Source organism: Chitinispirillales bacterium ANBcel5, from assembly GCA_029688955.1.
Classification (GTDB): domain Bacteria; phylum Fibrobacterota; class Chitinivibrionia; order Chitinivibrionales; family Chitinispirillaceae; genus Cellulosispirillum; species Cellulosispirillum alkaliphilum.
This window is the reverse complement of record JARUKZ010000002.1, coordinates 182,487-198,482: the sequence shown is the minus strand read 5'-3', so window position 1 is coordinate 198,482 and position 15,996 is coordinate 182,487. Positions and strand designations below refer to the sequence as shown.

At 41.1% G+C, this 15,996-nt stretch carries 12 protein-coding genes; 3 read left to right on the top strand and 9 right to left on the bottom strand.

Features of this window, described 5'->3' with window-relative positions:
* Positions 1-17: 17 nt before the first annotated feature.
* The 9 genes from QA601_02010 to QA601_01970 form a co-directional block, all read right to left on the bottom strand.
* On the bottom strand, positions 18-1,553 hold the full coding sequence (locus QA601_02010) for a hypothetical protein (protein MDG5813837.1): 1,536 nt from the start codon (positions 1,551-1,553) through the stop codon (positions 18-20).
* On the bottom strand, positions 1,546-2,244 hold the full coding sequence (locus tag QA601_02005) for a hypothetical protein (protein ID MDG5813836.1): 699 nt from the start codon (positions 2,242-2,244) through the stop codon (positions 1,546-1,548). Before QA601_02005 ends, QA601_02010 begins: the two co-directional genes overlap by 8 nt.
* A gap of 22 nt (positions 2,245-2,266) precedes the next feature.
* Positions 2,267-2,695, bottom strand: coding sequence for a thioredoxin family protein (locus tag QA601_02000; protein MDG5813835.1), 429 nt, complete (start codon positions 2,693-2,695; stop codon positions 2,267-2,269).
* A gap of 198 nt (positions 2,696-2,893) precedes the next feature.
* On the bottom strand, positions 2,894-4,555 hold the full coding sequence (locus QA601_01995) for a YegS/Rv2252/BmrU family lipid kinase (protein ID MDG5813834.1): 1,662 nt from the start codon (positions 4,553-4,555) through the stop codon (positions 2,894-2,896).
* A 20-nt stretch (positions 4,556-4,575) separates the two neighbouring features.
* Complete coding sequence (gene ligD, locus QA601_01990; GenBank protein MDG5813833.1) at positions 4,576-7,095, bottom strand: DNA ligase D; 2,520 nt, start codon at positions 7,093-7,095, stop codon at positions 4,576-4,578.
* Between the two features lie 69 nt (positions 7,096-7,164).
* A complete protein-coding gene (locus tag QA601_01985; GenBank protein ID MDG5813832.1) occupies positions 7,165-7,956 on the bottom strand; it encodes a Ku protein in 792 nt (263 codons plus the stop codon).
* Between the two features lie 18 nt (positions 7,957-7,974).
* Positions 7,975-9,006, bottom strand: a complete 1,032-nt coding sequence (locus QA601_01980; protein MDG5813831.1) for a fructose-bisphosphate aldolase class I — start codon at positions 9,004-9,006, stop codon at positions 7,975-7,977.
* A 191-nt stretch (positions 9,007-9,197) separates the two neighbouring features.
* Positions 9,198-9,509, bottom strand: a complete 312-nt coding sequence (locus QA601_01975; protein MDG5813830.1) for an RNA-binding protein — start codon at positions 9,507-9,509, stop codon at positions 9,198-9,200.
* Positions 9,510-9,628: 119 nt separating this feature from the next.
* The gene (locus tag QA601_01970; GenBank protein MDG5813829.1) at positions 9,629-10,630 is read right to left on the bottom strand and encodes an adenosine kinase; all 1,002 of its coding nucleotides are present in this window, start codon (positions 10,628-10,630) and stop codon (positions 9,629-9,631) included.
* 129 nt (positions 10,631-10,759) lie between these two features.
* Here QA601_01970 and thiL point away from each other — a divergent pair, with 129 nt between their 5' ends.
* The 3 genes from thiL to QA601_01955 are packed head-to-tail and all read left to right on the top strand — an operon-like array spanning position 10,760 to position 15,979.
* Entirely contained in the window at positions 10,760-11,791 is a 1,032-nt protein-coding gene (thiL, locus tag QA601_01965; GenBank protein ID MDG5813828.1) for a thiamine-phosphate kinase, read from the top strand.
* A 56-nt stretch (positions 11,792-11,847) separates the two neighbouring features.
* Positions 11,848-13,737, top strand: coding sequence for an ATPase, T2SS/T4P/T4SS family (locus QA601_01960; GenBank protein ID MDG5813827.1), 1,890 nt, complete (start codon positions 11,848-11,850; stop codon positions 13,735-13,737).
* Positions 13,727-15,979, top strand: coding sequence for an exodeoxyribonuclease V subunit gamma (locus QA601_01955; GenBank protein ID MDG5813826.1), 2,253 nt, complete (start codon positions 13,727-13,729; stop codon positions 15,977-15,979). The genes QA601_01960 and QA601_01955 overlap by 11 nt, the downstream gene beginning before the upstream one ends.
* Positions 15,980-15,996: the final 17 nt, after the last annotated feature.

Genomic DNA, 15,996 nt, shown 5'->3' with positions numbered 1-15,996 from the left:
TTTTCTTGAATCTATTTCTAATAAATCCTGATTGTAGCATTTATTGAAAAACTAAGGTTTTCACTCCTTTTACCTACTACTCCATAGGGATAATAGGACCGGTATTGGTAATCTGTAAATAAACCCAATGAAAAGTTATCGGTGGGATAGATACTTCCATCCAAATTAAGTCGCATCGTTTTTCTGCTCTTAAAGCTGTCTTTATAATCTGATCTACTGTTTTCATATGCATAAGCCCCCAATAGCCCCAGATCAAAAATACCCCTCAAAAATCTAACACGTAAAAATGGTTCGATTCTAGTTTGAGGTTCCCACAAAAAGCGATAGTGTTCACCTGCCTCACTGTTATACAGGTCGCTTCCACCGCTGCGTAGGTTAAGTTCTGTTCCAGGTTCAAATTCAAGATTGTTCAGAGGTTTAAGGGTAAATTGAGTTGAAATGGAGTACTCACTGCCATAAATTATCCCGTTATACTTATTAAGATTTTCTGTTTCATGCATATGGGTTATTGCTATTCTTGGTCTGAGCCACTGTGCTAAAACGTATGAGGCATTTAGTGATGATTCTATTCGGTTTATCGAAGATATAGAATGATTGTTAGTATATTTTTCATGTATCCATGTACTCCAAAAACTGGTTGAGAGCATTCCCTTGCGTAGCCTGATCTCGCTACTGGCATAGGAATTTAACAGATTCAGTGAATCAAAGTTTTTGTAATGGCTTTGGTAATGAATTTCAGTTAGAAATGATGCCGAGATCATTCCGCTTTGGGATTGGAGTTCGATGGAAGGATTGATTCTGTAGTCTATGGTTGATTCATATCCTGGCAGATCTTCTCTGTAATGTGTCCAATCTATCGATAGGGGTACGCGCCAAAAGATATGGCTGTTGGAGTTTGAGGTGCTGGTTATTTCACCATAAAGTGAAACACCGGCCATATCAGAGGGATGGTTTTTAAAGGGTTCAAACACATCCCCTTTATTATCATGAAACTGAGTTCTTTTCTCAAGCTTAAAAGAGGGTCTAAGCTGAAGACGTTCTTTTTCATCAAAAATGAAAAAGGGTACTCTAAAGCGATTTGTTTGTTTTGAGATATAAAGGTCGGGGGCTATTCTATTTAAGAAAACCAGGGGGGTATTATATGAAGCTGATGCACGAAACCAAAGAGCGTGTGGGGTATCCAAAGTACGTCTGTATTGTTGATATTCCTCCCTGGTCATCACAGCTGTATCTACGTCCTGGAGATAGTTGTAATCGAACCCTGTTGATATTCTCCAGCTTATCGTAGCAGGACTTTCTGCTGTATCATTGCACTGATAACAGGAGAATGGTTTAAGCAGCTCTAATGCTTCTGCAAATAGACCGCTGTTGGCGAGATTGTCGGCTGTTTTGACTATATATGAAGCAGTATCTTGAGAAGTGATGTGCTTTCGTAAAGCTTTGTAGTTGATGGAATCAGTATTCAGGTATTCTGCCTTTAACGGTCCTGAGAGCGAATTCAGGATAAAAAAAAGGAAGAAAATATAAGGCCTGCTGTTCATAAATTCATTCATAACATCTCTGAAGTGTCATATTGAATAATTGCTCAAATATTTCCAAATTTTCCATAGCCTCTCCTACCTTATCCGCGTGGAAAAGTTTCTGGGCTGTAGTAAGGTTTTCTTCTGCTTGTTGATACAGGATATTTACAGATGGATCCTCACAAGAATTCTTCAGGTTGCCAAATACCTGATACAATGAATCCATTTCCACTTTTCTTTCCTTAAACTTTGCCTGATCCCGGATTGGCGATTTCTTAAAAACAGATCCGTATTCTCTTATCTGTGAATAAAGGTCTGAAGCTATGTCTATATATTCCTCTATATCGGAAAGAAGCATTTCAGCAGTTCTGCAGAAAAGATGGACATTGGATTCAACGCATGAAGGACAGGTTGGGCCTTGGGTTTGTAACTCTTCATGCAGAGAATTTCGTTGATTGTGTATCCTCTCAATTCTGTTCTGAAAATAGTCGACTCTGTTTTCCAATCTCGAAAATTGATTGTTGAAACGATTCACTGTCTCAGAGTCGTTTTCTACAACCTGTCCGATTCGGTCCAATGTCTCCTGGTACCTTGAAAAAAGACGCTCCACACGTCTCAGTGTATTTTCACAACGGTTGAATCTTGATTTAACCGTACGGGTATCTGTTTCAGAAAAAACGTTGAAAGTCAATACTATAACAAAAAAAACTGGTATGAGTTTCATTATTGTAGCATCCCCCACATGGCTATTGATCAGTACCGAAGCCCAAATCAATTAGTTCCTGTAATTTCTCTAGTTTGGTAACTCCAATATTTCTTTCGTACTCCTCCCCACCTCTTAAAAAAATAAAGGTAGGTACAGATCGTATAGTGAATTTTTGGCTCAGGGTAGATTCTTCTCTGACATTAACTTTACCTATAAGTATATTCTCACTGTCATACTGCTTTGCTATTTTTTCTACAGTGTCTATCATCACTATACAGGCAGGGCAGGTGTTCATATAAAATTTAACCATGGTAACTCTGTTTTCCACATTAACCTTCTGGTCAAAAGTTTCTGAGCAGAGTTCAACCACTGTCGGAGTCTGAGGCTCTGAGTTTGTATCAGTGATATTGGGGCTTTCTACACAGCAAAAGAGAAGTAGTGGTAATAAAAGGAGACCTGTTTTAAACATATTATACCTCATTTAGTAATTTAGAAATGATTACTATTAAATTACGATTTTTGTATAGCTGGGTCAAGTATAAACAACTTTAAAATTGGTTTAATTGCATAGTTTATCAGGTGGCTCTTTTTTTACCGGAAATTAGTTCAAAAACGGCATGAACTTAAAGGTTTTGAAATAAAGGAAGGGAAGGCATGGAGATGCATTTTAAAACACTACATTTAGAGCTTTTGGAATGATGGAAATATCTAAAGGGGTTTGTCCGTGGGGTTCACCATCTATATGCACGTGGTGCTTACCTTTTTTATCGATTTTTATACTTTTACCAAGATAATATTCTATATCAGAATGCTCAGTAAGGTGTCCTTTTCTTAATCCCCGCAGGTAGTTCACAATGCTTAGGATGCTTCTGTTTTTAAAAATGATAACGTCAAGAAGACCGTCTTCAATACTTGCATCAGGATAAATGATTAAATTAGAACTGTAATACTTCCCGTTACCAATAATTACACTGTAACCTTTTCTTGGTACAATTTGATTATCAACATAAAGGATTACCGGGTTAAACGAATACTTAAAGAAGTTAGTAATACCAACAAGAATATATGCAGCTGCCCCCAGAATTTTTTTCAATTTAGTATCAGCTCTTTTTATTACAAAAGCATCAAAACCTATTCCTGACAAGCAAGTGAAATACTTGTTGCCAGCTTTTCCAAGATCAATTTTTTTTGTATTACCCTCAGCAATGAGCTGACAGGCGGCTCGTATCTCCATAGGTATCTGCAATTGCAATGCATAGAGATTAACTGTTCCCAGAGGAATAGCTCCAAAGGTTACTTCGCTTTTAGCAAGACCATTAATTACAGCATTTATAGATCCATCCCCGCCTGCAGCTATAACCAGATCATATCTATTCTTTGCACATGCTCTGGCTGTTTGGGTAGCATCTTCGGAACTTTTACTTACGTAAAATTCCGGATACATTCCAATTTCATTTAAATATAACCGAATTGTTTCAGTTAATTGCTTTGCATTTTGAATTTGATCAAGGGATCGCTTACGGAGCCCGATGAATTTTAGGATTGGTGAAGGAAGTTTAATACCCTGTCCCGAATGAGGATTAACGATAACTTTTACTTTTTTAAATCGCGGATGCCAGGGATTAGCAAGCATTCTCTTTGCGTACTCCAAATCCCTTTTTGAACGTATTGACATCACAACCTGTTGGTTACTGTTACTAAAGTATTTGAAAACTGATTCAGATCGTTCGATCAGGGTTTCTTCTAATGTTGCAAGTGCTGGCAAGATAACTTTATTACTGCCCAGAGGATCCCGTTTCCGCTCGAGCTTTTTAAGTTTATGGATTGCCAGAGGAATAGTTGCTCCCTTTCTGACAAAACTTATAACCCCGGGTATTACTTTTTTGCCTTTCCATTCTACCTTTGGGGCCACAGGAGTATTTATTCTGACCTTTTCGGGCACAATACAGGGAATCGCAAACTGAGTATCTAATTTGGTGAATGATTGAAAACTCTTGTCTATAGTATCACTGGTAAGATAAACTGCTTCACAGGGAATGACCAGAAAATAATTGCTTTGGGAATTCCATAATCCACTTAAATTATTCAGTGTTGCCATTGCTGGTGGTATACGTTTAGAAATATACCTGCTACAAAGGAGTTCATCCAGTGAATCTGGTCCTACTACATTAATTTTGCCGATGTATCTACACTGTCGTAACGAATCCACAACCCAGTCAAGCATAGGTTTACCGTGAATAGGAACGTGTGCATTGAGTTTAATGTGTGGATCTTGGCTCAGTTCCCCAGCCGGATCGGAAGCCAAAACAAGTGCATCAAAATGATCCATTTTCACAGCTCCTTAACTAACTACTTTACATCATAAATCAGTGCTCCAAGCTTGTGAAGGCACTCAGACATATTGATACCTGCACCAAGTACAGGTCTCCACAGGTCCCCCCGTTCACCAAGTCTTTTAAAAATTGTTTTAATAGTAAACAATTTTGGATTAAGAGTGGATGTAACCTCTTCCCAGTGAAGTGGAGTAGAAACCGGCGCCCCTGGGTGTGGGCGTAATGAATACACACTGGCTATTGTTTTACCCTTTAGGTTTTGAAGGTAATCGAGGTACACTTTCCCTCTTCTGCGTGAGGGTATCCGTTCCATGCTTGTAGTAGCAGGAAGCTGTCGGTTAACAGCATGACAGATAAGCATAGCGAACTGACGAGACTGGTCATAACTGTACTTTGCTTCAAGAGGTACAAAGATGTGCATACCCTTTGAACCAGATGTTTTAATGTAATTTGGTGCTCCGATTAAATTAAGTACAGAATGAACCTCAAGTGCAGTGTGTACCACATCTGAAAAGGGACACTCCAGAGGATCTAAATCAATAACCATGTAATCAGGATAGTCCTGGCTTGAGCGCCGGGAAATCCAGGGATTGATCTCTATAGCACCAAGATTTATCATATAAACCAAGGATGCCTCATCCTGGCAGAGAAGGTATTTTGTTGCTTCTAAACTTTCGGAATCTGTGATTATTTCACTCTGAACCCAGTATGGTAAATGCTCCATATCCTTATGAAAAAAATGGTTTCCGTAAATTCCGTCCGGGAATCGGTGTAATGACTGAGGACGCTCAGAAAGGTGGGGGAGAATCCAGGGGTAGATCTCTCTGTAGTAGTCGATTATTTCTCCCTTACTAATTTTGTCCTCTGGAAAGTATATTTTATCTGTATTGGTGAGAATAAGGTTATGCCCAGAAATTTTTGTTTTGGTTTGATTTGATTTTACTGTAAAACGCTTTTTTGTGCTTTGTGGTTTTTCCTCTATGGTTTGTTCAGGGGAGATATCCTCTCTGAGTCCAAGAAAAACAGGGTGACGCATAAAACCATCACTTGTCCATTCTGAAAACCTTACCACGCATACCAATTCCGGCTTTACCCATGTAGCATTAGTGTCTTTGCAGGGTGTTTTGAAAAAAGGACATGCTTCTATTTTTTTACCTTCAAGTGTATGACGTAAGTCACCGAGCATCTTGTCACTGAAACCCGAACCTACATGTCCGGTATACTTAAGCTTGCCTTCATCGTATACCCCGAGAATCAAAGCTCCCAGTCCCTTTCTACCACCCGCAGGTTCAGTGAAACCACCGATAATCATATCCTGTTGCTTAACGATCTTCACCTTTTGCCAGAGCCGACTCCTTATTCCAGGGGTATATGGGGCTGCACTGTCTTTTGCCATAACCCCTTCAAGTTGGTGTTCCTGGGCTGCTTTATAGAGAGCCTTACCATTGGTTTCTATGTGTTTACTGTATTTTAAATGGTTTGAATTTGAAGGGAAAATCGTTTGAAGCATCTCTTTTCTGCTGTGAAGAGCCAATCCAGTCAGGTCGTAGCCTTTATAGTAGATCAGATCAAAGATATAGTAAACAAGAATACCCTTACCGGTAGTACGATAATTCTGAAGCATACCAAAATCTGATTTGCCATTTTCATCTACTATAACGATTTCACCATCGAATACCGCATCAAAATCTAAGCTATTCAGCTCCTTAACTACCGGGGTGAAAAGTTCATTAAATGAGTTGCCATTTCTGGAATAAAGTTTTACCTCACCACCTAAACACTCCGCAATTGCTCGGTACCCATCCCATTTGATTTCAAAATACCAACCCTGGCGGTCAAAAATGGTATTCACCAATGTGGCTTTCATTGGCTTTAAAGGGCCCGAAAAGCTTTTCTGCGGGGCATCTCTTAACAAGGATACAAGTTTTGTTTGATCTACCCTGTGTAATGAAAGGTTTGCTGCTTTTTTGAGCTGCCCAATAGTCATATCACTTCGCACCGATTGCTCTTCTAACAAAATATCTCTGTTGGAGGAGAAGCTGTCTTTGCCTTTTATCAGTAACCAGGCTTTTTCCTCTTTTCCATGTGTTTTTATTAAGTGGAAAAGACCTTTAAGCTTTTTACCGCTAAGCTCAAACTGAATATGTCCTTTCTGTAGCCCTTTTTCGAAATAATTTTCACACTCTTTACGATCTTTACACCCATTTACACTAAAGCTACCTTCATCCCAAATAATTACCTCCCCTGCGCCATAGTTCCCTTCTGGAATAATCCCTTCGAAATGACGATACTCTAAGGGGTGGTCTTCAACCATCACTGCAAACCTTTTGCTCTCCGGATTTAAAGCTGGCCCCCTGGGAACCGCCCAGCTTTTAAGAACACCCTTATGTTCAAGGCGAAGGTCATAGTGCAGACGGGTGGCTCTGTGCTTTTGTATGACGAATCTAAAAGGGGACACAACGCTATTATGGTGTAACGGAGGGGGCTCCGGGCTGTTAGTGAAAATTCTTTTTCTGTTATAATTATTCAGACTCATAAAGAGAACTTTCGGATATAGCTACAACAGAAAACTGTAGTACTGGCCCTGGTATGATTAATTACCATCTTATGCAGCCTTATTACCTTTTTGTGCCATTTCAAGACTCTGAGCAAGGCTGGAGAAAAGATCGGTTACCCCCGAAGGTACAGGTTCCTCTTTAACTGGTTGTGGTATTTTACCTTCAACTTTATCCTGAATAATCTTCTTAAGGTCCTCATAGTAGGTATCATGGTATTTTTCTGGTTTCCATGGTTCTGTAAGCTGATCAATCAATTTGATTGCCATATCGAGCTCTTTTTCAGAAACACTTTCGGTGCCCGGGCCTGGCACATTCAGTTCACTGCTTGGACGTATTTCATCAGCAAATCGCATCTGATTTAGTATCAATACATCCTGGTCGGGCTTAATCAGCGCCATGTGCTCTCTGGTTTTTAAAACGTAACGGGCGATTCCAACTTTACCGCTTTTTTTCATAGCTTCACGGAGAAGTGCATAAGCTTTTTTGGCCTCTCTGACTGGTTCTAAGAAGTATGGTTTTTCAAGAAACTTCTGATCTATCTGGTCTGCATTAGTGAAACCCACCATCTCAATCGTTTGGCTTTTTTTTACATTAGCTTTTTTAAAATCATCTGGTTCGATGACTACATATTCACCTTTTCTGTATTCGTACCCTTTTACTATATCCTGGTAAGGTACCTCTTCACCGGTTTCTTTGCACACGCGCACATACCCTACACGACAATGATCTTTTTTTCTGATCATATCAAAGTTAACTCTGTGCGCCCTGGTGGCATCATACAACTTTATTGGTATATAAATTAATCCAAAACTGATGGCTCCGGTCCATATAGAACGCATATTTACCTCCCGCGCTATTTATTCAAAGCGCTCTTCCAGTTCATGGGAGTATTGACCAATACTGGCAGCTGCATTACAGCGAGCCCTGTGAATAAAAAGTGCCTGCGCTTCTTTAATATTCTGTTCCTGTCCTTTCCAGATATTCAGGGGCTGATCCTGAAGTGCTCTGGAATAGGAGAATGTTATTTTCCAGGAATTGCTTGTACCGATTTTATTGATTGCATCTAAATTTTTTGTGGCTGATAGGGGGTCTTGTCCACCGGACAGAAATGCTATACCCGGTACAGCTGGAGGAACTGTTCGGTTAAGACATCTGGTTGTAGCTTTGGCTATAGTAGAATTCTCAACCTGCTCAGAAGAGCTTTTCCCTGGCAGCACCATATTGGTTTTTAAAATAAGTCCCTCCAGTATTACTCTGTGTTCAAGAAGTTCTTTAAACAAAGTGTTTAAAACCGTTTGGGTTACTTTTTCGCACGTTTCAATAGAGTGGTTTCCGTCCATGAGTACTTCTGGTTCAACGACCGGAACCAGTTCGGCTTCCTGGCTAAGTGCCGCAAAACGGGCAAGAAGATGTACATTAGATAATAAACACTGCCGTGTGGGGATGTTATCACCGATCGCTATAACCGCTCGCCACTTTGTAAATTTTGCACCCAGCTCACGATATTCAAGAAGCCGCTCTCTTAGACCATCAAGCCCCTCTGTTTCCTTTTCACCCACAGAAAAGGGAATTGATCTGGTTCCTTTATCTACCTTAATTCCCGGTACTATACCTTTGTCTGAGAGTAGTTGAGCAAATGGAAGTCCGGAGCTGGATTTTTGACGCAGGGTTTCATCATACATTATAACACCTGAAATATATTGTTCTACTCCAGGAGAGGTGAAAAGTACTTCTCTGTAGGCTCTGCGGCTTTCGGGTGTAGAATCGATGTTTGCTTTTTTAAAACGCTTGGTTATAGTTCCATGGCTCTCATCTGCAGCGAGGATGCCTTTACCATGTGTGAGAAGGTTTGCAGCGGTCGTTAAGAGTGTGTTATTTTCCAGGTACATCGATTCACCTTCCTTTTTGATAGTACAGATATCGATTTTTGATATAATAACTGTAGCAAAAGAAAGGCCATACTGAGGGATGTGTTTAAGAAATCGAAGAAAAGTACGAAAAAAGGGGGGCGATGATTTGTTCGGGGAGAGTATGTATCACTGTTAATAAACAGTGATACATTGTATTAAGAAGATAAGGTTTATCTGCGGTTGAAACCACCTCTGTGGCCACCGCCGCCTCCAAAGCGACGTCCACCACCACTATTGCCACCTTCTCTTGTGCGTGCTTCGCTTACGGTTAGACTCCGTCCATTGAGTTCCTTGCCATTTAGTTCAGCCATTGCGCTTTCGGCATTTTCCATTTCAACAAAACAGAAACCTCTTGAACGTCCTGTTTCTCTGTCCGAAATAATTTTTACTGATTGAACCTCTCCATACTGGTTAAACAGCTCGCTTACCTGCTGCTCATCTGCGCTAAATGGGAGATTACCCACATACAACTTTTTGGTCACGAAGATCCTCCAAAGAAATGTTAATGAAAATGGGGTAGTGAAAACCGCTTTCAAAACCCTGTTAAGGTAGTATATTTCCTTATAATTAGCGTAAGGTTAGTTTAAAGCTGATGGGTAGCTTATAACTGAAATTGTGTTTTAATTCTCTGCCACCCTTCATCACTTATTGAGGCGCCAATATTTTGGCAGACTTCAAAGCCGCACGCACTTCCCAGTGCGCCACATTTCTCAAGAGTGAATCCATTGACTAATCCATACAGAAAGCCCGCAGCCCACAGATCTCCTGCCCCGGTAGTATCGATGGCAAAGCCGCTACCATGAGGTGGTATTTGCATATTCACGCCTTCATGAGCTACTATGCTGCCACGTTTGCCAAGTTTCATTACAGCAAGATTTGCTTTGGTGCTTAAATATTCAAGTGCCTGCTCTTCCTGTCTGCACCCGGCAAACGCACACGCCTCGTCTTCATTGGCTATCAGTATATCGACGTATTCACTGATAATTTTCTCAAAAAGTTCCTTAGAAGAATTTACAACTGTATAGCTGGCCAAATCAAGAGAGATCATTGCACCTGCAGTTTTAGCCGCATCAAGTGCTGCTAACATCACTTCGGGGTTGCTTACAAGATAGCCCTCAAAGTGGGCTACAGCACTATCCTTGAAGTGTTCATGTAGTATCTCCGCAGGACTTGTTTCCGCTGAAGCACCCAGAAAGGTGAACATCGAACGCTGGGCATCGGGGGTAATGATCGAGAGAACATGCCCCGTAGGCGTTTCACAGGTGAAAAGAATCGGCTCGACGTTGTTTTTGATCAGGCCCTTCTCAAACAGTACCCCAAGCTCATCATTGCCTCTTTTACCCATAAATCTCACCGATCCACCAAGTTTGCCTATACCAACTATTGTGTTACAGGCCGAACCGCCGGGAACGATAATTGGAGTGCTTGAAGCTTTATCCAAAAGCCCTTTTATAGAGGTGTAATCACTGAGGATCATTCCGCCTTTTTGGGCACCAGTAGCAGTTAAAAATTCTTCGCGCTCAAGTAGGCAAAGATCAACTAAAGCTGAGCCGAAAGCGGCTACTCTTTTTCTGGAGGGATCTGAAACGTAAGGAATAAGCATAATGCTCCATAACAAAAAATCAAAATCATAGATAAAAATAGTTATGGCGCAGCATAAAAAAGAATTTTTATAAAAAAAAATGTATATTTAGTCGGTTCACCCTAATCAAATAGAAAAAGGATGGCTCTAATGTTCTCTTTTCCATCTGGAGAGTACAATCTATTGGAACGCCTTACACCTCTTTGTCGTGCAGTTGAAAGTAGCAGCATCTATGAAAAGCTCATGGGAGATGATGCGGCGGTGAGGGGCTGTAGTAAAGGAGAACGCCTGATTCTGACTGCAGATGTATCGGTTGAGAATGTTCATTTTTCACTTGATTCAATGAGCTTGCAGGAAATTGGCTATAAAGCGATGGTGAGTAACCTAAGCGATTGTGCTGCAATGGGAGCTTTGCCGGATGGCGCTTTGGTTCAGCTTGTATTTCCAAAAAGAGAGCAGAATTTAGCTGATTCGGTACAATCTATCTATGAGGGTTTTGCAACTGCAATAAAAAAGTGGAATTTCCCTATCGTAGGTGGAGATCTGTCCTCAGGTCCTCTCTGGACCATAGCAATCACTTTGGTTGGAAAAGTACCTGAAGGTCATAGGGTATTGAAAAGAACCGGGATAGGTGAGGGGGATAACCTTTGGGTAACAGGTTTTCCGGGGAAAAGTGCTGCAGGTTTTGATGCGATAAAAAGATGGGGCAGAGACCGTATACCAGATCAATTCGAGTCACTTATTAGGGCTCACATTGCTCCTGAAGCCAGAATTACAACAGCGTTTGCACTCGCTGCACAAAAACAGGTTCATGCTGCAATGGATCTTTCTGACGGGCTTTCAAAAGACATCGCTACGCTGTGTTACGAAAACAAAACGGGGTTTCTTTTTAGCGATATAACCTCTTTTAAGAACAGAGCGATGCATGATCTTGGAAATACGCTTAAATGCGACTGGATGGATTGGTTTTTTGGGGGCGGGGAGGAGTATGAGCTTTTATTCGCTGCTGATAGCGCCTTTGACCCTCTAAGTTGTGGTATAGAGCAAAACGATTTAGAGTTTATTCGTCTCGGAAGCTTTAATAAACAAATAGATGGTGTTCAATACAGGGATAATAATGGTAAGCTAAAGAGGATTGAGGGCAGGAGTTATGATCATATTGCGAGATGCTTGAAATGCTGAAATTATCAGTTTATATTAACCTTGCATCTAAATAAATATAAGGGTACAGCGAAATTATGGTTATGCAAAAAAGGCGTAAAAAACTTGGCGAGATACTTATTGCTCAGGGGCTAGTAACTGAAGAGCAGCTTCTGCATGCGTTGCAGGAACACAGAAGTACTGGTGCAAGTTTGGGAAAAATTCTTATACGCCTCGGATATTTAAGCGAAGATGACCTCTCCAGCGTCCTTGGTGAACAAATACAGCTTGCTCATAAAAAAAGAATAGGTGAGGTGTTAATAGAGCAGGGATTAATAACACAGGAGCAGCTGGAACAGGGACTCGCAGAGCAGAAAGTAAGTAAACTGCAGCTTGGCAAATGTTTGATCAAACTGGGTTTTATCACAGAGGAAAAGTTGGTTGATGTTCTGAGTGCTCAGCTGGATATCCAGCATGTGGTTCTTGAACATTTCTCTTTTAATAGTAATCTTCTTAAAATTATTCCCGAGGAGATGGCTCGTAAGTACAAAGTTATCCCGCTCTTTGAGCAGGAGGGTGTAATTACAGTCGCAATGGCTGATCCTTCAAACCTTCGTACTATCGATCATCTTAAATTCAAAACGGGTAAAGAAGTTGAGCCTGTAATTGCCACCGAAAAGGAGATTGTTGCAGCTATTCAGCGTAATTATCATGCAGCCCTGGAAGAGATGACTGAGCTTTTGGGGTCTGTCGATGGTGCCGAAGAGCTTGATTTGGTGCAAAAAGAGGACGATGAAAACCTAACCGATGAAGAGGGTGCACAGGTAGTTAAGGTTGTTAATCTGCTGATAAATCAGGCGATCATAGAGGGTGCATCCGATATTCACCTTGAACCAATGGAAAAATACATGCGCCTGAGGTATAGAGTGGATGGTGAGCTGATCGAAAAAAACCCTATCCCTCTGCAGCTCAGAGCTCAGATAACTTCAAGAATAAAAATTATGTCCGGAATGGATATTGCCGAGAAGAGAAAGCCTCAGGACGGACGAATTCAGATACTCCATGAAGGCAGGGAAATTGATCTTCGTGTTTCAACTTACCCGGCAAGTACCAGAAAACGGGGAGTAAATGAAAAGATTGTAATGCGTATTCTTGATCCTAAATCTTTAGGAATTACAATTGACCAAATAGGGTTTATGCCTTTTGTTAAAAAGAAGTTTTCGGAAATAATTAAAAAACCAGATGGGATCCTTCTTGTAACCGGGCCCACAGGAAGCGGAAAAAGTTCTACCTTATATGCTTCTCTTCAAAAAATCTATAATGTTACAAAGAATATAATTACTATGGAAGATCCGGTGGAGCTGCACTTTGATGGGATAAGTCAGGGTAATATAAACCCCAAAGCCGGTTTCTCCTTTGCAGATGGTATGCGCTCTATTTTGCGTCAGGATCCGGATATAATCATGATTGGTGAGATGCGTGATAAAGAAACCTGTGAAATGGCTGTACAGGCTGCTTTGACCGGGCACTTTGTACTCTCGTCTTTGCACACCAATGACTCTCCAAGCGCCTATACCCGTCTGCTTGATATGGGCCTGGAACCTTTTCTCATCACCTCTACCGTTGTTGGGGTTCTTGCACAGCGATTAGTCAGAAAACTATGCCCAAGGTGCAAAAAGCCCTACGATCCTCAACCCGAGATGTTAAAGTCATTGGGCCTTAAGCCAGGTATGCGTTTTTTTCAGGCCCCAGGGTGTAAATTTTGCAAAGGATCAGGGTATAAAGGACGAATGGGGGTATTTGAGCTTTTGATTCCCGATGAAGTAGTAACAAAAATGGCCATGGAACGCGCACCTGCTGATAAGATTAAAAGGTACCTGCTGGGGCGCGGCGATTTTGACTCCTTACGCAGAGATGGAATAAGGAAGGTATTGGAAGGGCTAACCACTATAGAGCAGGTACTTGGAGCGACACAGAATGATGAATAAAACGACTTCTGTTCTGGACACAATGGTTCTTAACAAAGTTCAGAGAGAAGCAGTTGAATATATCGAAGGACCAGAGCTGGTATTTGCTGGGGCCGGTACAGGTAAAACAAGAGTACTTACGGCGAAAATCGCCTACCTTATCTCACTTGGAGTCTCTGCAGGAAATTTGTTTGCTGCTACATTTACCAACAAAGCAGCACGGGAAATGCGCCAACGGATTGAAAGCATACTCGGAGTTCCGGCTCAGGGACTATGGATAGGTACATTCCATTCCCTCTGTGCAAGAATATTGCGGCGTGAAGCTGCTGCTATAAACTATACCAGCAGCTTTACAATTTACGATTCTTCCGATCAATTATCAATAGTTAAAAAACTACTTAAAGAGTTCGATATTGATGACAGAACTATGCCGCCCAAATATCTTCTATCCATAATATCTAACTACAAATCTTCCTGTATCTCTCCCACTGAACTTGAAAACAGAGCGCAGGGGTTTAGGGATAGAGAAACCGCTAAACTCTACCGAGCATATCAACGTACACTTTCCTCAAACCAGGCCATGGATTTTGATGACCTGATTGCAAATACAGTCTATCTGTTTCGTGAAAATGAAAGCGTACTTAAAAAATATCAAAATCTTTTTAATTATGTTTTGGTAGATGAGTATCAGGATACTAATACCGCACAGTTTAAACTGGTGTATCTGCTTTCCAGGGCACATAAAAAGATATTTGCTGTAGGAGATGATGATCAAAGTATCTATGGCTGGCGCGGGGCACAGATTGATAATATTTTATCTTTCGAAAACCACTTCCCGCTGACCAGGATTTTTAAACTTGAACAAAACTACCGGTCTACAAAATCGATTCTCGATTTTGCCAATGCTGCTATTTCGCCTAATGTGAACCGTTCTGTTAAAAACTTATGGACAGACAGAAGCATCGGTGAAACGGTTGCAGTAAACCGATATCGGGATGATCGGCAAGAGGCAGATTCGGTAGCTGAAAAAACGAAACTGTTACTTGATAAAATGAAAGGTACCGATATTGCAGTGCTTTTTCGTACCAATGCTCAGTCAAGAGTTTTTGAAGAAGCATTCAGAAAAAAACGGATAGCTTATGTGCTTGTAGGTGGTACCAGTTTCTATGAAAGAGCAGAGATAAAAGACTGTCTTGCATATTTAAAATTACTCGTAAATCCAAGGGATAACGCAAGCTTTGAGAGAATTCTTAACGTACCAGCCAGAGGGTTAGGGGATAAGGCCAGAAAAGGGCTCATTGATCTTGCAACTAAACATAAAAAAAGACTTCTTGAAACAGTGTTGCATTGTGACTGCTCTTCGGTAGGGACCCGGGCTCAAAAAGGACTTACTCAGCTAAAAGAGCTATTTGAACTGCTTTTAGATTTAAATAATTCAGGGGAAAAGCCACATGAACTGCTAAATCAGGTACTTCAGTTGTCCGGTTATATGGACATGCTTACGCAGCAGGAATCAGAAGAGGCTATGGGCAGGATGGAAAATATAAATGAGCTTTTAAATGCTATGGCGTATTGGTCCACAGAAAACCCTCAAAGCCCACTTTCTGCATTTCTTGAAGAGGTGACACTTGCATCTGATGTCGACGTGTGGAATCCTGAAGACAACTCTGTAAACTTTCTGACCATGCATAGTGCTAAGGGGCTTGAATTCAGGCATGTTTTCCTGGTGGGGCTTGAAGATGGGATCATTCCCTCAAGACAAAATCTTGACGATGATGAAAAAATCGAGGAAGAAAGACGACTCTTTTACGTAGGCTCCACACGGGCAATGGAGCAGCTGGATTGTTCCTATGTTGATCAAAGGCGCAGATTTGGGGAAATATTGCCCAGTGAACCAACACGCTTCTTTAACGACATCGCTAAAGAACTCTTTTCATTCTCCGATAATACAAGTAACTTTTCGGCAATGTTTGGTTCAAAACGCTTATTCTCCGGAGTGCAGCCGGCCTCAAAATTGCCTGCCTCAAAACCCAGAACTGCTTTTCAAAAAGCGCAAGATACTGTAAGAAAAGCTAAACCCCAATATGATGAGTTTTCACAGGAAACAGTTGAATTCAGAATGGGGCAAACTGTTGTGCACAAATCATACGGAAGAGGGAAAATACTTGGAATAAGTGGCTTTGGCGAGGATCTAAAGCTTACTGTGCTCTTCAATGATGGGTCACGGCGCAAACTGATGGCTAAGTTTGCTAATTTCCAGTAAATATAACCAAGTAAAAG

Coding starts and splice junctions, on each gene's coding strand:
- QA601_02005 (MDG5813836.1), bottom strand. CDS start 2,244: ATGAAACTCATACCAGTTTTTTTTGTTATAGTATTGACTTTCAACGTT.
- QA601_01980 (MDG5813831.1), bottom strand. CDS start 9,006: ATGTACCTGGAAAATAACACACTCTTAACGACCGCTGCAAACCTTCTC.
- QA601_01970 (MDG5813829.1), bottom strand. CDS start 10,630: ATGCTTATTCCTTACGTTTCAGATCCCTCCAGAAAAAGAGTAGCCGCT.
- QA601_01960 (MDG5813827.1), top strand. CDS start 11,848: ATGGTTATGCAAAAAAGGCGTAAAAAACTTGGCGAGATACTTATTGCT.
- QA601_02010 (MDG5813837.1), bottom strand. CDS start 1,553: ATGAATGAATTTATGAACAGCAGGCCTTATATTTTCTTCCTTTTTTTT.
- thiL (MDG5813828.1), top strand. CDS start 10,760: ATGTTCTCTTTTCCATCTGGAGAGTACAATCTATTGGAACGCCTTACA.
- QA601_01995 (MDG5813834.1), bottom strand. CDS start 4,555: ATGGATCATTTTGATGCACTTGTTTTGGCTTCCGATCCGGCTGGGGAA.
- QA601_02000 (MDG5813835.1), bottom strand. CDS start 2,695: ATGTTTAAAACAGGTCTCCTTTTATTACCACTACTTCTCTTTTGCTGT.
- QA601_01985 (MDG5813832.1), bottom strand. CDS start 7,956: ATGCGTTCTATATGGACCGGAGCCATCAGTTTTGGATTAATTTATATA.
- ligD (MDG5813833.1), bottom strand. CDS start 7,095: ATGAGTCTGAATAATTATAACAGAAAAAGAATTTTCACTAACAGCCCG.
- QA601_01955 (MDG5813826.1), top strand. CDS start 13,727: ATGATGAATAAAACGACTTCTGTTCTGGACACAATGGTTCTTAACAAA.